Source organism: Streptomyces cyaneofuscatus (genome assembly GCF_033109485.1).
Classification (GTDB): Bacteria; Actinomycetota; Actinomycetes; order Streptomycetales; family Streptomycetaceae; genus Streptomyces; species Streptomyces cyaneofuscatus.
Genome location: NZ_CP137002.1, coordinates 2246861 through 2265270 on the forward strand (window position 1 = coordinate 2246861; position 18410 = coordinate 2265270).

Sequence of the window (18410 nt, forward strand, 5' to 3'; positions counted from 1 at the left end):
AAGAAGAACCATGCCTGAACCACGTGTTCACGCGCGCCTCACCCGGGCGGGACACCTGCTGGCGGTGCTGGGGCTCGCCCTGGCCCTCGTCGGCGGGGGTACGGTCCCCGACGCCCAGGCGGCCCCCACGCCCAAGCCGGCCCCGCCAGGAAGCGACGTACGCCCGCCCGGGGCGGCGGACGGGCTGAACCTGTCCCGGCTGAAGGGCGTCGAGAACCCCCTGCTGCACCCCCTGCTCCTGCCCGTGGCCGACCTGCGCCAGGAGCTCTACCGCGGGCTGCTGGCCAAGGGCCAGAAGGCAGCCGCCGAAGACGCCTTCGCCAACTACCGCAACGGGGCCGTGGAGTTCATCGACCCCACCCTGGTGGATTTCAAGACGTGGGAGGAGATGCGGAACGACACCGTCGAGCCCAATCTCGACGGGCAGTTCTGGCGCTTCTCCCTGGTGCGGCTCGACTCGGTGGCGGCGTTCCTCGACCCGAAGGCGGTCGCCCGGATCCGGAAGGAATCCGGCCCCCAGCTCATCGCCATGAGCACGCTGAACGTCCTCTCCGGTGAGAGGGACGGGGGCACCACGCAGGAGAAGTCCATCCACTCCGAGGTGCTGCTCGATCAGCTCCGTACCGCCCACAAGATCCCGGATGCCGCGCGCCTCTACTCCACCTCGGAGCGCCAGCAATGCGAGCGGGGGTGCTCCCACCTGCACCCCCGGTCCCTGCCGACGGGATTCGGCTGGCCGTACGGGCTCTCCACGCGGGCGATGGAACTCAGAGCACAGCGATTCGCGCAGATCGACGCAAGTGACGCCACACCGCGGCAGCGCACGAAACTGAAGAAGCAGGTCGATGAGCGCCTGGAAGAGGACCGTTCCCTGCTCAACGCCAAGACGAAGCAGCAGCTCGGCCACGCCCTGGACCAGGTCAAGACACTGGCCGACTCCGACCGGGACAAGACCGTCAGCGCTCTCGTAGGGATGTTCCGCACCGACGCCACCCGCAGGTGCCCGCCCTCGTCCTCCGCCGGACGGCCCCCGGGCCGCGGCGCGCCCGGAGTGGCGGCGCCCGTGATGGCGCTCCGCGCCGCCGCGCCCTGCGGCGAGGCCGAGGAGGAGGACCGGGTACGGCCCGGCGCCACGGCGACGGGGCTCGGCCAGGCGCTCGCGGGTTCCGCCATGGACCCCGGAGGCATCGACTTCACCTCCATGGAGCTGCGCTACCTCGCCGACCCGGGCGACGGCAGCGGTCTGCAGTACGCCTTCGAGGCGGGCCGCGACCCGTGGCGCGGCGACGCGCGGACCAGCACCGGCCTGAGCGCGGCCACCCTCAGCTCGGACGCCTTCTTCGTCTGGCTGTCGCTGCGCCCCCAGGACTTCTGGGTCAACCTCAACCCCGACGAGCCCGACCGCATCGTCGACCGCGATCTCGGCACCACCGACGCGGGCCGGGTGCTGCTCCAGGCGGACCTGCTCATGAAGAAGACCGTGGGCAAGCTGATCCACCCCGACACCGGGGCGGGCAAGGACCTGTGGAACCGCATCAAGGGGCAGTGCCTGTCGTTCCGCACCTGGATCGTCCCCGCACCCGCCTCCGTACACCAGCAGGGCGACAAGCTGTACATCCTGGACGCGCCCCTGGACGTGAAGATGGAGACCCAGTACCTCAAGTCCCGGGGCGTGACGGCAGGCCAGAGCTGCCCGCGCCGGAGCAAGGCCGACGAGGAGCACAACGAACGGGTCTACCGCGACCTGGTGCTCTCCAAGCTGAAGAAGGCCATCAACACCGACCGCGACTACGCCGACCTGCGCCGCGTCTACCTGGCCCGGGTCGCTGCCGAGTGGTACCGCACCCTCAGCCGGACCAGGGAGACCACCTACGGCTCGCTGATCGACCGCGGCGACGCGGACGCCTGGCGGACGAAGACGTCGTGGAAGCCCACCGACACGTTCGACGCGTTCGTACGGTCCTACACCAAGGGCGAGTTCAAGGTCACCCGGCGCGCCACCCGGGGCAACGCGGAGTACGTCACCACCTACACGTACGGCGGTGTGGACCTCACCCGGGTGCCGATGCGCAACGCCCCGTCGGCGGAGTTCGCCGCGCAGGTGGAGCGGTCGCTGCGCGCGTCGGACACACCGGGGACGGGCCGGACGGCGTGGCTCGGCGCGCCCACACCCCGGCAGGCCGCCGGACTGGGCGAGCCGGCCGGCGGGCTGTCGAACTCCGCTCTGGCCCTGCGTCTCCTGCCCGCGCTCCTGGTGCCCGTCGCCGGATTGCTGTGGTGGCGCAGACGCCGCCTCAACGGCGCCGGTGCCAGTCCTCTCCGCCGCGCTGTCGCGTCGGCTCCGCGCTCGCCCCTGTGGTCACGTACTCGGAGGTCCCGATGAGCTACTTCGGCCCTGAACCGCCCGATCCGGCCGGGCACCCTGACCGTCCCGACAGCCCCGGCCCGGATCGGCAGCCGCCGCGGCGGCTCATGGCGGTCGTGGGCGGCCTCGGGGCGGCCGCGATCGTGCTCGGTGCCCTCGTGGGATTCACGAACGACCCGCCGATCCCGCTGCCGGAGAGGATGCCGACCATGCCGTCCCGCCCGGGCATGGCCCCACCGCCCTCGGGATGGCCGACGGAGCTGCCGTCGGACTTCCCGACGGAGCTGCCCTCGGACTTCCCCACGGACTTCCCGACGGGTCTGCCCTCCGACTTCCCCACGGACTTCCCGACCGGTCTGCCCTCGGACTTCCCCACGGATTTCCCGACGGGTCTGCCCTCCGACTTCCCCACAGACTTCCCCACCGCACCCCCCGGGCCCGCCCCGCAGGGAGGTACCCCATGACCTCGCCCGACTCCGTCGTCCCCTCACCCCCGCCCCGCCCGCCGGACCCGTTCCGGCGCCCCTGGCACATCGCTCTGGGCATCGCACTCGTCCTCTCCGCGGCCTTCGCGACGGCACAGGTGCTGTACTGGGCAGCACCGGAGATCACGTCGCCCCTGCCGTGGATGAGGATCTATCTGCTGCCCCAGCCCCCCGCCCTCCGGCTGACCCGCGTGCTGCTGTACTCGGGCTGGGGCGTCGCCCTGGTGCTCGCGGCGGTGCTGTACGGCGCCACGCGTGCCGGCCGCGTGCGCGTCGTGCGGGTCTGCCGGGCGGCCATCCTGACCGTGCTGCTGCTGCCGTACGCCGTGATGGCGCTCGACACGCTCGCGGGGGCTCCCCTCACCGCGCTGCTGTGCCTGGCCACCTCCGCCGTGGCCCTGCTCGCCGTGCACCGGGTCCAGCTGTACCTGCGGCTCCCGGCGCGTCTGACGCTGCTGGCCTTCGCGTGGGGCGCCCTGGTCGGGTCCGGGTTCGCCATCGTGATGAGCATGTGGTTCGGCTGGTACGCGGGCGGCTACCTGCTGGACTTCGAGCGGCCGGCGGGTTCGATCCGTACCCTGCTGGCGCTGTTCGCCCTGAACGCCGACTTCTTCTCCGAGGTGGGCAAGGCGGCGGGCGTCGCACTCGTCCTGCTGGTCTTCCGGCGGTACGTGGACGGGGTGGTCTCCGGCCTCGTCCTGGGGGCGGCCTCGGGTATCGGCCTGAACCTCACCGAGACCGTGCGCTACATGGCCGAGATCGAACCGGGCCAGCCGGCGGCACAGTTCTGGACCCGCCAGGTGGTGGGCCTGCTGACCGTGCACGCCGTCTTCAGCGGGCTGGCGGGGGCGGGGTTCGGGGCCGCGCTGCGGGCGGGGCCCGGGCGGGGCAGGGTGTCCCTGTGCCTCAGCGGACTGTTGGCCGCGTTCGGCGGGCACCTGCTGTTCGACACCCTCATGCCGCTGCTGGACCGCCGGCGCCGGGACCTGTTCTCCGGTGCCGAGACGCTGGGGGTGCTGGTCGGGGTGCCGCTGGTCACCCTGGTCGCCGCGGGCCCCTTCGTGGTTCTCTGCCTCCTGCTGCTGCGGCGGGGACTACGCGATCAGGTGGCGGTGCTGCGCGCGGCGCTGCCCGTGGAGACGGCGAGCGGAACGGGCGCCGTGACACCGGCCGAGGGCGGCCTGCTGCTCTCACCGGGGCGCCGGCTGCTGCTGGAGCTCGCGGTCTGGCGACGCGACGGGACGGCGGGGCTGCGGCACCTGATCCGCCTCCAGCAGGCCCAGTTGAGGCTCCTGCACGACCCGCTGCCGCAGCGGAGCGATGAGGTGCGGCAGCTGAAGGGCCTGCCGCCGCTCACCACGCATCCGCCGCTCTCCCCGAATCCGACATTCCCCATCGACCAGGGAGTCTCCTCATGACCCGGATCTCTCGGGCCGGGCTCGTCGCCGGGCCCACCGCCCTGGTCCTCCTCCTCGCAGCGCCGGGGCAGGCGTTCGCCCAGTGCGCGGCGCCCGACTACCGGGGCGGCCGGGCGCTGCCCAGCGGGGCCTGCCCCACCGAGACCGCCGGCGTCGCGTCCGCCGTGGTGTGGATCGTCGTGGTCCTGGCGGCGCTGGCCTGGCTTGCTCTGGCGAAGCAGCGCCGGCGGACCACCACGGAGGCGGACCTGGCGCTCGTGGACGCGGGCTTCGCGGCCGGACCAGGCCAGGAGGGCGAGGAAAGCGAAGGGGGAAGCGACGGTCCGTCGCGTACGGGTCAGCCGAGGATGCCCCGGTCGTAGCCGACGGCCACGGCCGCGGCCCGGTCCTTGGTGCCGAGCTTGGCGAAGATGTGGGTGAGGTGGGTCTTCACGGTCGCCTCGCTGATGAAGAGTTCGGCGGCGATCTCCCGGTTCGTCGTGCCCTTCGCCACCAGCACCAGCACCTCGCGCTCGCGGGCCGAGAGGGTCGCGTCGGCGGGGGCCGTGGGCGTACGGACCCGGGTCATCAGCCGGGAGGCGACGGCGGGCGACAGGACGCTGCGGCCGTCGGCGGCGGCACGGACGGCGGCGAACAGCTCCTCGCGCGGGGCGTCCTTGAGCAGATAGCCGGTGGCGCCCGCCTCGATCGCGGGGAGCGTGTCGGAGTCGGTGTCGTACGTCGTCAGCACCAGGACCTGGGAACGGGCGCCGCGCCGGGTCAGCTCGGCGATGGCGGCCACTCCCCCGCCGCCGGGCATCCGCAGGTCCATCAGGACCACGTCCGGGTCGTGGCGTTCGACCACGGCGAGGGCGTCGACGCCGTCGGCCGCCTCGCCGAGGACGTCGAAGCCGGGTTCGGCGGTGAACATGCCGCGCAGGCCGTCGCGGACGACGGGGTGGTCGTCGACCAGGACCACGGTGATGGTGCGTTCGGGGGTGTGCTCGGGGTTCTCGGTCATGGCAGGGATCACCGTACGGCCGGTCGTGGCTGCCTGGCCAGAGCCGCCGTACAGCCGGTCACGCGTGCCTGACCAGGGGAACCCGGGCCGAGACCGCCGTGCCCCCGCCCGGTTCCGACTCCACCTCCACCGTGCCCGCGATGCGTTCCGCGCGGGCCCGCATGCCCCCGAGGCCGAAGCCGCCGGTGCGGTCGGCCGGTGCGGCGGCGCCCGGGTCGAAGCCGCGGCCGTCGTCCCGTACGTCCAGGGTCAGTTCGTCGTCCATGAAGGAGAGCGTCACGCCGACCCGGGAGGCCCCGGCGTGGCGGCCCGCGTTGGCCAGGGCCTCGCCCGCGATGCGCAGGAGGGTGGCGGCGACCTCGTCGTGAACGGGTTCGGCGGTGCCGGTGACGGTGAAGTCGGCCCGTACGCGGTGCTGTTCGGCCCAGGTGGCGACCGTCTTCTCCAGGGCGCCGGTCAGTTCGTCGTGCTCCAGGGCGACGGGGGCCAGGTTGTGGACGGAGCGGCGGGCCTCGCCAAGGCTGTGGCGGGCGAGGGCGGCGGCCTTCTCCAGGTGGACGCGGGCGGTCTGCGGATCGCGGTCCGTGACGGAGGTGACGACCTGGAGCTGGGCGATGATCCCGGTGAGGCCCTGGGCGAGGGTGTCGTGGATCTCGGCGGCGAGCCGGCGCCGCTCGTCGTCGACGCCTGCCTCACGGGCCTGGACGAGGAGCTGGGCGTGCAGGGCCGCGTTCTCCGCCATGGCCGCTTCCAGCCGGAGGTTGGTGCGCTCCAGCTCGGCGATGGTCGCGGCCTGGACCCGCGCCTTCTCCTCCTCCCGAAGGCCGACCTGCCAGAAGAAGAGGGCGAGGGTGGCGTTGACGACGTACAGGACGGCGAAGGCGACCCAGTTCATCAGGGAGGCGGGCGGCAGGCCGCCGCTCTGCGAACCGGCCAGGGTGACGGCGGTGGTGAGCAGCCCGGCGCGGACGAAGCGCTTGGGCAGCAGGGGCTCGACGTCGAAGTAGCTGAGCGCCGCGTAGATCGCGAAGAACGGGTTCAGCCAGGACAGGGCGAAGGCGAGGAGGGTCCGCACGGTGTAGTAGGCCACCCCGGCCGGGGCTCCCGGAGCGGTACGCGGGCGGGCCCGGCCCCACCAGATCTGGAGCCCGTACGCGGCGACGGCCAGGGCCCCGGCCGCGTACATCTCGGTGCGGGTCATGATCAGGTCGGCGGCGACGGCGCCGACCAGGACGGCGAGGGTGAGGACGGCGTAGGGCCCGTACCGGTAGAACTGCTCCCAGCGCTGCTCGGCCGTGACGGGGGCCGCCGGTCCCGGTACGGAGGGGAAGCGGCGGGGCGAGGACGTCATACGGGCAGTCTCCCCCGGCCGCACCGGGTCCACCAGGGCCGTCTCCGCCCCGCCCACACGCACGCCCGCGTCCTCACCCACGCCCACACCCACGCTCACGCCCGCGCTCACTGCCACCGGAACAATCGGCTCGCGGCGACTCCCATCACGACGGTCCACAGGGCGAGGATCCCCAGGTGGATCCAGCCCGGCCAGCTCCCGGACGCGGCCTGCTCCAACGCCTGGGAGGCGGCCCCGAACGGGGTGATCTCGACGATGCGCCGCAGGGCGTCGGGCATCGCCTGGACGGGCAGCCACACCCCGGCGCTGAACATCATCACGAGGTAGGCGCCCGTGCCGAACGCGGTGGCCGCCTTCGCCGTTCGGGACACGGCGCAGATCATGGAGCCCAGGGTCAGCGCGGCGGCGACGGCGAGCAGCAGCGCCAGCAGGTAGCCGGGGAGTTGTTCGGGCAGCGCGACCCCGTAGGCGATCCGGCCGACGGCGGTGACGAGGAGCGCGGAGGCGAGGCAGGCCGCTCCGTGCAGCAGGATCTGGGCGGAGAGCAGAGCGGAGGGCCGCACCGGAGTGACAAACATCCGGCGCAGGATGCCGCGCTCGCGGTAGGCGGTCAGCACGGGCGGCATCGCCTGGACCGCCGCCGTGATCATGGCGAGCAGGATCGAGATGGGGACGTACAGGTCGATGACGCGCCGTCCGCCGAGGTCGTCCCGCGCCTCCTTGAAGGCGGGGATGAAGCCGAGGATCACCAGGAGGACGGAGGGGAAGGCGAAGATCCAGAACAGGTTGCCCGGTTCGCGGAGGAAGAGCCGGGTCTCGGCGATCAGGACGGCGGTGGCCGGAGCGCGTCGCCGGGCGGCGCGGGGCCCGGGGGCGGTGGCCGGTGCGGTGGTGGTCTCGGTCTGCATGTCAGGCGTCCTGTCCGGTGAGGTCGAGGAAGGCTTCGTCGAGGCTGGTCTCGGTGATGCGCAGCCGCCGGGCGGTGACGCCGAGTCCGGCGAGCAGGGAGACGAACGGGGTGACCGTCTCGTCGGTGCCGTGCACCGTGAGCGCCCCCTCGCGGTCGGGCGGGGTCACGGACGCGACGCCGGGCAGCGCGGTGAGCCTGGCGAGGTCGGGGCCGGTGAGCGCGGGAGAGGGCACGAAGGAGATGACCGTGGAGCCGGTGGCCTGCCGGATCAGCCCGGCCGGGGTGTCCAGGGCGACGACCTTCCCCCGGTCGATGACGGCGATCCGGTCGCAGAGGCGCTGGGCCTCCTCCATGAAGTGGGTGACGAGCAGGACGGTCACCCCGCCGTCGCGGATCTCCTCGATGAGCTTCCAGGTGTCGCGGCGGGCCCGCGGGTCGAGGCCGGTGGTCAGCTCGTCGAGGACGACGACCTTCGGGTCGCCGATCAGGGCGAGGGCGATGAACAGCCGCTGCTTCTGGCCGCCGGAGAGCTTGGCGAAGCGGGTGGAGAGCTTCTCGTCGAGGCCGAGCCGGGCGGCGAGCGGGCGCCAGTCGGCGGGGGCCGGGTAGAAGGAGGCGTAGAGCTCCAGCGCCTCCCGTACGGTCAGTTTGGCCTGGAGCTCGCTCTCCTGGAGCTGGGCGCCGAGCAGCCGCGTCACCCGGTCGTGGTCGGCGACGGGGTCGAGCCCGGCGACCTTGATCGTGCCCGCGTCGGGGATGCGCAGCCCCTCCACGCACTCGACGGTGGTGGTCTTGCCCGCCCCGTTGGGACCGAGGATGCCGAAGATCTCCCCCTCCTCGACGGAGAAGGAGACGCCGTCGACCACGTGGCGGCCCGCGTAGGTCTTGCGCACCTCGTTGACTTCGATGATTGCCATGCCCCCAGGGTTCCGGCGGGCGGCGGCGGGCGGTATCCGTCATCACGCTCGACGCTCCATCGACCGATCGGTTGACCCGGGCCTACGACCCCGGGACCAGGCGGGCCCCGGCCGAAATGGGGAGGACCGATGTCAGTGGTGAAACGTAGAGTCGGTTCTGATGCCCCAAAAGCCTGCAGAGCACACGGACCGGTCCGCCGTGCGCTCCCTCCTGCGTCTGTGGCCCTATGTCCGCCCGGTACGGGTCCGTCTCCTCACCGCCGCCTTCGTGGCGATCCTGGCGTCCTGTCTGTCGCTGGTGATCCCGCTGATCCTGAAGTGGATGGTGGACGGGCCCGTCGCCGACCGGGACCCGGGCGGCGTGTGGCTGGGCGCGCTGTATCTGCTGCTGCTCGGGATCGCGGAGGCCGTGCTGTTCGGGTTCCGGCGGTGGCTGGTGGCGCGTCCGCTGGCCGGGGTCGAGGCGTCGATGCGGGCCGACCTCTACCGCCATCTGCAACGGCTTCCGGTGGCCTTCCACGACCGGTGGCCCTCGGGCCAGCTGCTGTCGCGCGGGACGACGGACCTGATGCTGCTGCGGATGTTCCTGGCGTTCCCGCTGACCTTCCTGGTCGTCAACGCGGCGACGATCCTGGTCGGTTTCCTCATCCTGTTCGCCCAGGACTGGTCGCTCGGTCTGGTGCTGCTGGCGCCCGCGGTGCCGCTGATCATCCTGTGCTCGGTGTTCGAGACGAAGTACTCGCTGGTGGCGCGCAAGGCGCAGGACCAGGTCGGCGATCTGACCACGGTCGTCGAGGAGAGCGTGCTCGGCATCCGGATCGTCAAGGGCTTCGGCCGCCACCGCAGCCAGGCGAAGGCGTTCAAAGCGCTCTCGCAACGGCTGCGCTCCACGGAGCTGGGCAAGGCGCGGCTGCTCGCCGGGATCTGGGCGCTCATCACCACCATCCCGGAGCTGGCGATCGGGGCGGCGCTGGTGCTCGGCACGGTCCAGGTGGCGGACGGCTCGCTGTCGGCGGGCACCCTGGTCGCCTTCCTCTCTACCGCGCTCGCGCTGCGGTGGCCGGTGGAGTCGATCGGGTTCCTGCTGGCGATGAGCCAGGAGGCGGCGACCGCGACCGACCGGTACTTCGAGGTGATGGACGCGGCGGAGGAGGACACGGCGGGCGCCCGCGTGAAGGCGCCCGAGGCTCCCGCCGGGATGGTGTTCGAGGGCGTGGAGTTCCGCTACCCGGACGCCGAGCCGGGCTCGCCGCCGGTCCTCGCCCGGATCGACCTGCATGTGCGGCCCGGCGAGACGATGGCCCTGGTGGGCGGTACGGGCTCCGGCAAGACGACGCTCACCGCGCTGGTCCCCCGGCTGCACGAGGTGACCGGCGGGCGGATCGCGCTGGACGGCGAGGACATCGCCACGATGGAGCGCTCGCGGCTGCGGGAGCTGGTGTCGGTGGCGTTCGAGGAGCCGACGCTGTTCTCCGCGACGGTCGGCGAGAACGTGCGGATGGGGGCCGAGGGCGCGGACGAGGACCAGGTGCGCCGGGCGCTCGCGGTGGCCCAGGCCGACTTCGTGGACCGGTTGCCCCAGGGCCTGGACACGGAGGTCGGTGAGCAGGGCCTGAGCCTCTCCGGCGGCCAGCGCCAACGCCTCGCCCTGGCCCGGGCGGTGGTGGGCCGGCCGCGCTTCCTGGTGCTGGACGACCCGCTCTCGGCGCTCGACGTGCACACGGAGACGCTGGTGGAGGCGGCGCTGCGCCGGGTGCTGGAGGAGACCACGGCGGTGGTGGTGGCGCACCGGCCGTCGACCGTGATGCTGGCGGACCGGGTGGCGCTGCTGTCGGAGGGCCGGATCGCGGCGGTGGGCACGCATCAGGAGTTGCTGCGGTCGAACGCGGAGTACGCGTGGCTGATGTCGGGGGCGGAGCCTGGTGGCGGCCCCGACCCGCTGACCACCGAGAACCCCGCCCAGCAGGTACCCGTCGAGGAGGGCACCCGATGACCACGACCGCCGACGACGCCGCGCGCACCGCCTCAGGTGACGACGGCGCACCGGAGCCCGGACAGAAGGCACAGACACCCGCACCCGCCCCGGAGGTGGCCGGCGACCCCTTCGACCAGGACGACCTGCCCGCACCCCCCGGCGCGACCCGATCGCTCCTGTTCTCCCTGCTCAGGCCCATGCGCGGCCGGGTGGCGGTGGCCGCGCTGATGCTGGTCCTCCAGCAGGCGGCGATGCAGGCGGGCCCGCTGCTGGTGGCGTACGCGATCGACAGCGGGGTCCCGGCGTTCCGGGACCACGACTACGGGCCGCTGATCGCGGTCGCCGTCGGCTATCTGCTCTGCTCGGTGGGCGCGGGCGTGCTCCAGTACGCGTTCATCCGGGGCTCGGCCCGCATCAACCAGGACGCGCTGCTGGACCTGCGCGGCCGGATCTTCCGGCACGCCCAGGTGCTGAGCGTGGACTTCCACGAGCGCTACACCTCGGGGCGGCTGATCTCGCGCTCCACCACGGACGTCGAATCGCTCCAGGAGCTGCTGAGCGAAGGGCTCCAGGAGCTGATCACCGTCGTCCTCTCCTTCGTGTCGATCGGGCTGGTCCTGCTCTGGCTGGACCTCGGCATAGGAGGGATCGCCGTGCTCTCCTTCGTACCGCTGTATCTGCTGGTACGGCTCTACCGGCGGCGGGCGGCCGTGGTGTACGGGGCCAGGTCCACGGCCATCGCCTCGGTGATCGTCAAGTTCGCGGAGACCATGAACGGCATCCGGCCGGTCCAGGCGTTCCGCCGGGAGCGGTCCAACGACACCGCGTTCTCCTCGCTCAACCACGTGCACGAGCGGCGCAACGGTGACACGCTGCTGGAGATGGCGCGTTACGTGGTCGGCTCGCGGCTGGTCGCGAACACGGCGGTCGCCGGGATGGTCCTGTGGGGCGCCTACCGGGTGGCCGACGGGACGCTGGCGCTCGGGGTGCTGGCGGCGGCGGTGCTGTATCTGCGCCGGCTCTACGACCCGATCGACCGGCTGGGGATGTTCCTCAACTCCTACCAGTCGGCGGCGGCCTCGCTGGAGAAGATCGCCGGCCTGCTGGCCCAGACCCCGACGGTCCCGGTGCCGGCGGACCCGAAGGAGCTGCCCGCCCGCTCCGACGGCCGCCCGGGCCGCGAGGTCGTCTTCGACGGGGTGCGGTTCGCCTACCGTACGGGCGGCGAGGTGCTGCCCACGTTCGACCTGCGCATCCCGGCGGGCGCCACGGTGGCGGTCGTCGGCTCGACGGGCGCGGGCAAGTCGACCCTGGCCAAGCTGCTGGCCCGCTTCTACGACCCGACCGACGGCCGCGTGCTGCTGGACGGGGTGGACCTGCGGGACCTGGCCACGGCCGAGCTGCGCAAGGGCGTGGTGATGGTGACCCAGGAGGCGTTCCTGTTCTCCGGGACGGTCGCGGAGAACATCGCGATCGGCCGGCCGGACGCCACCCCGGACGAGATCGAGCGGGCGGCGAAGGCGATCGGCGCGCACGACTTCATCGCCGCGCTGCCCGAGGGCTACGACACCGACGTACGCAAGCGGGGCGGCCGGATCTCGGCGGGCCAGCGCCAGTTGGTCGCCTTCGCCCGCGCCCTGCTGGCGGACCCGGCGGTCCTGATCCTCGACGAGGCGACCAGCTCCCTGGACATCCCCGGCGAGCGGGCGGTGCAGCGCGCCATGGACACGGTGCTGCACGGCCGCACGGCGGTGGTGATCGCCCACCGCCTGTCCACGGTGGAGATCGCGGACCGGGTGCTGGTGATGGAGGGCGGCCGCATCGTGGAGGACGGCGCGCCCGCCGAACTCATCGGCGGCACGGGGCGGTTCGCGGGGCTGCACCGGACGTGGAAGGACAGCCTGGTCTGAGGGTCGGCCGGTGATCGGCTGGACCGGTCGGCGGGGCGTTCGGGAAACTGATGGTTCAGCGGTGCGCACCGCACCTGGCGAGGGGGCCCGATCGCATGCTCGACCTGCTGGACGACCGATTCCGGCTGACCGCGCGGCCACCGGCCGACGGTGAGGAGGGGTATCTGAAGGCGTGGGACCAGCAGCGCAGGCGTTCCGTGGAGTTGAAGCTGCTGGTGGACCCTCCCGTGGCGCCCGGCGACCCGGCCCGGGAGGAGGTGTTCGCGGAGGCGGCCCGGAACGCGCTGGGGATAGCGGCGCCGCATCTGACCGACGTCCATGACTGCGGGCAGGGCACCGTGGACGGCAGGTCCGCGAGGTATCTCGTGCTGGCGCCCCTGCTCGACGACACGGTGGCGGAGTCGTCGCGGAACGAGCCGCCGGAGCTGGCCACCGTGCTGGAGTGGGGCGTCCAGCTGTGCGGGGCGCTGGAGCGGGTGCACCGGGCCGGGCAGGTGCACGCGGACCTGCGTCCCGACAACGTGTTCCGCAAGAAGGGCGCGGTCACCCTGGGGGCGCCGAGCATCGCCCGGCTCGCCGCGCGGCCCGTCCCCGGCGGCGCGGTGCACTACACCTCACCCGAGGTGGCGGCCGGGCACGGTGAGGTCGGGCCGCACTCCGACCTCTACTCGCTGGGCTGTCTCCTGCACTTCCTCGTCACGGGCCGTCCGCCCTTCACGGGCAGTCGCGAAGAGGTGCTCGAACTGCTCCGCGCGAGCGAGCCCGATCCGTCCTGGCTCCACGCTCCGATGGTCCCGCAACGGCTCGACCGCCTCCTGCGGGAACTCCTGGAGAAGGATCCGGGGCGCCGCCCCGCCGACGCCGCCGAAGTCGCCCGCAGGCTACGGGAGATCGCGGACGGGCCACTGCCGAGGACCGCCCATCCGCCGGTGCCGAGCGCCTCGTCCACCCCGCCCTCCTCCCGCTCCTCCCACTCCTCCCACTCCTCCCCGGACGCGGGCGCGGGCGTCGCCACGGCGATGTTCGAGCCGGGCCCGGCCGGGGTCGATACGGCGGTGCCATCCCTCGCCACCGTGCTGATCTGCCTGTCCGTCGCGGGCGCCACCGGGGGCGTGCTGAGCGCGCTCACCTCCGTGGGCCTCCCCGCGGCGGCGGGACTCACCGCGCTCGCCCTGGCGCTCTGGTTCGGGTTCGCCCACCTCGCCCTGGGGCTGCGGCGTCAACAGACGGGCGCGTTGCAGAGCCTGGGGTGCGGCATGTTCCTGGCCTTCGCGGGTGTCAGCGCGGTGGCCGTGGCGCGGCTGCCCTGGTCCTGGTGGGCGGCCCTGCCCGTCGGTCTGCTGATCGCCGCCGCCACCAGTTTCCTCGCACTCATCGCCTATGCCGGGCTCGTCGGCTCCCCGCACGGGATCTTCCACTCGTACGGATACCCGTGGGCGCTCTCCCAGTACGCCGGGGCCGGGGCCGCCGTCATCGCCCTCGTCACCGGTGCGGCCGTGCGGTACGGGCAGGACGCCCCGTGGGACCGGGCCGTCATGTCAGGGCTGGGCGCCTGGCTCGGCGCGGGCCTCGCCCTGGCCCTCGTACTGATCGGGTATCGCGGGCGCCGGCCCGGCCTGTGACCCCGCCCCCGGCCGTCCGGCCCCCGCCAGCTCCGCGAGGTACCGGGGGATACGGCGTACGAGCGGTTCTCCGGGCCCCAGGAAGCGCTCCGCGTCGGCGGCGGCGGTCGTGAGCAGCGAGACGGCGCGATGCGTGTCCCCCGTCGCCGCATACGTACGGGCCAGCGCGGTGCGCGCCGCCACCGTGACACCGCCGCGCCGCCCGCAGTGCGCCTCGGCGTCGTAGAGGGCTCCCTCCAGCAGGGACACCGCTCGTTCCAGGTCGCCGCTCTCCCGGTACGCGCTCGCGCGGTCGACGCGTGCGACCAGAACCGGGGCCGGGCGCACGCCTGCGGCCGACTCCAGTTCCAGGAGGGCCCGCTCCAGCAGGGGCACCGCACGCCGCGTGTCACCGGCCGCCAGCAGCGCCCGCCCCAGCAGTTGCCTGAACGCCGTGGTCTCGGCATGGCTCCCGCCGAAGACGTCCTCCGCCAGCGCCAGGCCTTCCTCCAGGAAGGGGACCGCCCGCTCCTCCTCCCCCGCCCCCATCAGGGCCACCGCGAACGCCCTCTTCAGGTGCAGGACGTCCGGGTGGCGGTCGCCACGAGCGGTGATCCAGTCGGCGAGGCTCTCCTCGTGGAGGGCGAGGGCCTGCTCCGGCTGCCCGGCCCCCACCGCGACGCGTGCCCGGTGGCTGCGCATCGCGGGAACGATGAGGGTCTCGTCGAAGAGGCCCCCGGCCTCGGCGATGCCGTGATCCAGCACCTCGGCGGCCCGGCCCGGCTCTCCGGCCTCCTCGTAGGTGAGCGCGAGCCCGATCCGGCAGGCGAACACCGCAGGATGCCGAGGCCCGAACAGGGCTTCCCTCCGCGCGAGGCTCTGCCGGTACAACTCGACCGCCCGGAGCGGGTCCTGCGAAGCCGCGTAGGCGTCGGCCAGGTTCTCCCGTGCGTCACAGGTGTCGGCGTCCTGCCCGCCCAGCGCCGCCTCGGCGTCGAAGAGGTTCCGCTCGAACATCGCCACGGCGTGCTCCGGCCACCCCGCCGCCTGGTACGCGGCGGCGAGCCGGCCACGTACGCCGAGCGTCCGGCGGACATCGCCGCCACCGCTCATGACGGCGGCCAGCTCCCTCGTCAGCAGCGGGATGGCCTGCTCGGGCCGCCCCAACTCCATGTAGCAGCGGGCCAGTCGGATGAGGGAGGAACCGGTGAGACCCCGCCCACGGGGTCCGCGCCGCCGGCCCTCGTGCTCCAGGCGGTCGACGGCCCGCTCCAGCTCACCCGCGTAGATCAAGGCCTCGGTGTAGTTGCTGCTCAAGGCCGTACGGGCCGGGTGGGAGCCGCCCCAGACGATGTTCCTCCGCAGCGCAGCGTCGGCCCGCTCCAGCTGCCCGAGGACGAGCGCTCCTTCCTGCGGGCGCGACCAGCGGCTGCTGTAGTTGGCGAGCCGCACCAGGAGCACGGCGGTGTCCACCCCGTCGTCCGCCGGGCCGGCCAGCCGGAGAAGCGCCTCCAGGTGCGGCACCAACTCCCGTTCGCGCACCCATCCACGGGTGTCGTCCGGGACATCCAGAACCGCTCCCAGCAACAGCTCCACGGCCTCCTGCCGGGCGGCCCGCACACTCCGCCCTCGCGCCGGATCCGGGGTGCGGGCGACACTCTGGACCAGGCGGTGCACCTTCACCGACTCCCGGTCGAGCTTGATGAGGCTGTACGCGTGGAGCACCCCGAGCGCCCGGTCGATCTCCGGTCCGGTCAGCTCCCGGTGCGCGGTACGGCCACGTTCCTTCACCCATCCGGCGCGCTGCGCCCACCGCCGCCGCGCGTACGGGAGGGTCCAGCCCCACAGCCGCCGCGCCGTCCGCCCGGAAGGCGCCGACCTGTCCTCGCGAAGCCGGCCGAGGAGGCTGCGCGGCACCTGGTCCGGCGCGAACCAGGACAGCACCCGCAGGACGTAGGTGGCGTACGGGTTCTCGTCCTGGGCGGCGCGGAGCGAGTGCTGCCAGACGCGGGCGACGGTCCGCTCGTGCTCGTCGCGGCGCGGCCCGATGGCGAGTGGATCCGCCGAGGGGTCCCGCAGCAGCGCCAGATAGCCGGACGGGTCGGTCCTGGTCTGGTTCAGGTACGCCGCCGCCTGCTCCAGGGCGAGCGGGAGGCAGCCCAGCTCTCCCGCCAGCTCGCGGAACCGGGCGCGCTCGCCCCCGTCGACCACCAGGCGCTCCAGGAACTCCACGGCCGCGTCCTCGGGCAGCTCGTCCAGGGCCAGTGTTCCGCACCGCGCGTGCCAGCCCGTGGCCTGCCGGGTGGTGATCAGGATGCGGCCGCCGACGAGGGAGCCCAGCAGGGCGTCGACGTCCGCCGGCCGCTCGGCGTTGTCCAGGATGAGCAGCCAGCCGCCGTGGCCCTGGAGCCAGTTCTTCGCCCAGGCGGCCCGCTGGTCCGGCGAGAGCCCGCTCGGCTCCAGGAGGTGGTTGAGGTCGTCGGCGAAGGCGGCCAGCGCGGCGGTCATGCCGACGGGGCTGTCCGCCGGGAGCCGCAGGATCGGGTTGTGGTCCTCGCGGTACCGGTAGGCGTACTCCAGCGCGAGAGCGGTCTTGCCGACGCCTCCCATGCCGTGGATGACCACGGCGGTACGGCCGTCCTCGGGCCGCAGCGCGTCACGCAGGCGGGCGAGTTCCCGCTCGCGTCCGACGAACACCTGGTTCCGGGGCTCCGACAGGCGGATGAGCCCGTCGTGGGCCGCCACCTCGGCCGTGGGCAGAAAGGGCAGGTGGGTGTGGTGCTGGATGAGCCCGAAGTTGTACTTCACCGCCGTGGAGCCGATGCCGGAGGCGATGAACTGCTCCGGCCGTTCCTCCGATGCCACAGCGCCTCACCGCTCGACGGTCACATCGCCACCGGTACTGATCACCCCGTGGTTCACCCTCGCCGTCACGGCCCCCTGGCCGGAGGCCACGTACGACTCGTTCGGCCGCACCGGAGACGGCAGCAACTCCGCCAGGTCGCGGGCCAGTTCGTCGTCCTCCCGGAGCAGCCGCCTGATCTCGGCGCGCAGCCCCGCCTGGGCCTCCGTGTCCTCGGGGTCGTCGGCGACACCCTGCACGGCCCGCTGGAGGTAGGGGCGGCTCTCCTCGCGACGCCACAGGCGCTGGAGAACGCGCTGCCCCAGGGAGACGGTCGCCGTCGCCCCCTCGTCGGCGGTCCGCGTCAGCACAGCCGTGCCGTACGCCCCCACCGCGGCGCCGACGAACGGCCAGCCCTGCTCCACCAGTTGCGCCACATCGAACGTCATGCGCCCTCCCCCGCTCATGAGTTCTCCATGGTGCCAGGTTTCGGGTGCGTACGCAGGGGCGCCCCCTGCCCGGGTGAGGACAGGGGGCGCGTTCACTTCCCGTACGTACGTCAGCCGGTCGCGTCGCCCTTGCGGCGGCGGCCCAGCGCGAAGACGACACCGGCGCCGGCGAGGATCGCCAGTCCGCCGATGGTCGCGATGACCGGCAGGTTGGAGTCGGACCCGGTCTGGGCGAGGGTGCCCTCGGGCTTGATCTCCGTGTTGCCGACGGGCTTGGCCGGGACCGGCCTCTTGCCGCCCGTCTGGGGCTCGGCCTCGTTCGGCTCGCCCGCGTCGGTGCCTGCGGCCAGGACGTCGAACTCGTAGAACTGCTCGCCCTCGGGGTAGACGCAGTTGCCCTCCTCGTCGGCGTAGAGGCCGATGATGATGGCGAAGCCGTAGCCCTCGGGTGCCTTCTTGTCGACGCTCAGGCGCAGGTCGATCGAGAAGGACTCCTTGGCCCGGATGTCGGTGTAGCCGATGTAGCCGATGACCTCGTCGTCCTGGTCGAGGGAGATGTCCGACCAGGTGCCCGTCTCCGGGTCCTTGAACTGGAGCGTGAGGTGGTCGGTGTTCGGCAGCCAGTTGTCGTCGTCGACCTGGGCGGCGACGAGACCGAGGTCGACCCGCTTGTAGGCCTTGTCGCCCTTGTTCTCCACGTTCAGCTTGAAGCCGTGGAACCCGCTGCCCGCGACGATCTCGGAGGGAAGACCGGAGAGCGAGGTGCGCAGGTTCTCGTCGATCTGCTGGTCGTCCTCCGTGTCCTGGCAGATGTCACTGGGCGAGGTGACGGAGGGGGCCGGGGAGGGCGGGGTGGCGGAGGGGGAGGTGGGCTTGTCCTCGGGCTTCTCCGCCGGCTTCTCCTCCTCGCCGGAGGGCTTCTCCTCCTCCTTCTCCTTCTCCTCGTCGGCCGGGGGCTCCTCCTCGCCCTCGCCGGCAGCGGGGTTCTCCCCCTCCGGGGCGGGGGCGGTGTCGGTCTCCTCGTCCGCGGGCGGCGTCTCGGGCTCCTCCGACGCGGTGGCGGTCTCGGTCGCCTCCGGGGTGGGGCTCGGGGTGGCGAAGGCGGCCGGGGACGACAGGAGGGTGACCGGGGCGAGTACGGCGGTCGCTGCTGCGACGGCCAGAGCGCGGCGGATCTTCATACGATG

The 18410-nt window shown here is 73.0% G+C and carries 14 protein-coding genes; 7 read left to right on the plus strand and 7 right to left on the minus strand.

The window, feature by feature from the left end; all coding sequences use genetic code 11:
• Positions 1-10: 10 nt before the first annotated feature.
• The 4 genes from R2B67_RS09315 to R2B67_RS09330 are packed head-to-tail and all read left to right on the plus strand — an operon-like array spanning position 11 to position 4630.
• Entirely contained in the window at positions 11-2383 is a 2373-nt protein-coding gene (locus R2B67_RS09315; protein WP_317817276.1) for a hypothetical protein, read from the plus strand.
• Entirely contained in the window at positions 2380-2829 is a 450-nt protein-coding gene (locus R2B67_RS09320) for a hypothetical protein (protein ID WP_317817277.1), read from the plus strand. Before R2B67_RS09315 ends, R2B67_RS09320 begins: the two co-directional genes overlap by 4 nt.
• Positions 2826-4268 (plus strand): PrsW family glutamic-type intramembrane protease, encoded by a 1443-nt coding sequence (locus R2B67_RS09325; protein WP_317817278.1) that lies wholly within the window; start codon positions 2826-2828, stop codon positions 4266-4268. Before R2B67_RS09320 ends, R2B67_RS09325 begins: the two co-directional genes overlap by 4 nt.
• Positions 4265-4630 carry a hypothetical protein gene (locus R2B67_RS09330; RefSeq protein WP_317817279.1) on the plus strand — a complete coding sequence of 122 codons (366 nt, stop codon included), beginning with the start codon at positions 4265-4267 and terminating at the stop codon, positions 4628-4630. The genes R2B67_RS09325 and R2B67_RS09330 overlap by 4 nt, the downstream gene beginning before the upstream one ends.
• Here R2B67_RS09330 and R2B67_RS09335 read toward each other — a convergent pair.
• The 4 genes from R2B67_RS09335 to R2B67_RS09350 form a co-directional block, all read right to left on the minus strand.
• Positions 4606-5268 (minus strand): response regulator, encoded by a 663-nt coding sequence (locus R2B67_RS09335; protein WP_317817280.1) that lies wholly within the window; start codon positions 5266-5268, stop codon positions 4606-4608. The two genes, R2B67_RS09330 and R2B67_RS09335, sit on opposite strands and share 25 nt — an antisense overlap.
• 58 nt (positions 5269-5326) lie before the next feature.
• Entirely contained in the window at positions 5327-6619 is a 1293-nt protein-coding gene (locus R2B67_RS09340) for a sensor histidine kinase (protein ID WP_317824811.1), read from the minus strand.
• 107 nt (positions 6620-6726) lie between these two features.
• Positions 6727-7527: an ABC transporter permease gene (locus R2B67_RS09345; protein ID WP_317817281.1), complete on the minus strand. Its 801-nt coding sequence runs from the start codon at positions 7525-7527 to the stop codon at positions 6727-6729.
• A gap of 1 nt (position 7528) precedes the next feature.
• The gene (locus R2B67_RS09350; protein ID WP_317817282.1) at positions 7529-8446 is read right to left on the minus strand and encodes an ABC transporter ATP-binding protein; all 918 of its coding nucleotides are present in this window, start codon (positions 8444-8446) and stop codon (positions 7529-7531) included.
• Positions 8447-8606: 160 nt separating this feature from the next.
• On the opposite strand from R2B67_RS09350, the gene R2B67_RS09355 reads away from it, so the two are divergent.
• From R2B67_RS09355 to R2B67_RS09365, 3 genes are all read left to right on the plus strand, one after another.
• Entirely contained in the window at positions 8607-10439 is a 1833-nt protein-coding gene (locus tag R2B67_RS09355; RefSeq protein ID WP_317817283.1) for an ABC transporter ATP-binding protein, read from the plus strand.
• On the plus strand, positions 10436-12331 hold the full coding sequence (locus R2B67_RS09360; protein ID WP_317817284.1) for an ABC transporter ATP-binding protein: 1896 nt from the start codon (positions 10436-10438) through the stop codon (positions 12329-12331). Before R2B67_RS09355 ends, R2B67_RS09360 begins: the two co-directional genes overlap by 4 nt.
• 95 nt (positions 12332-12426) lie before the next feature.
• Complete coding sequence (locus tag R2B67_RS09365; protein ID WP_317817285.1) at positions 12427-13953, plus strand: serine/threonine-protein kinase; 1527 nt, start codon at positions 12427-12429, stop codon at positions 13951-13953.
• Here R2B67_RS09365 and R2B67_RS09370 read toward each other — a convergent pair.
• The 3 genes from R2B67_RS09370 to R2B67_RS09380 form a co-directional block, all read right to left on the minus strand.
• Positions 13870-16797, minus strand: a complete 2928-nt coding sequence (locus R2B67_RS09370) for a tetratricopeptide repeat protein (protein WP_317817286.1) — start codon at positions 16795-16797, stop codon at positions 13870-13872. The genes R2B67_RS09365 and R2B67_RS09370 overlap by 84 nt on opposite strands.
• Positions 16798-16803: 6 nt before the next feature.
• Positions 16804-17223, minus strand: coding sequence for a hypothetical protein (locus tag R2B67_RS09375; protein ID WP_317817287.1), 420 nt, complete (start codon positions 17221-17223; stop codon positions 16804-16806).
• 110 nt (positions 17224-17333) lie between these two features.
• Complete coding sequence (locus tag R2B67_RS09380) at positions 17334-18404, minus strand: LPXTG cell wall anchor domain-containing protein (RefSeq protein ID WP_317817288.1); 1071 nt, start codon at positions 18402-18404, stop codon at positions 17334-17336.
• Positions 18405-18410: the final 6 nt, after the last annotated feature.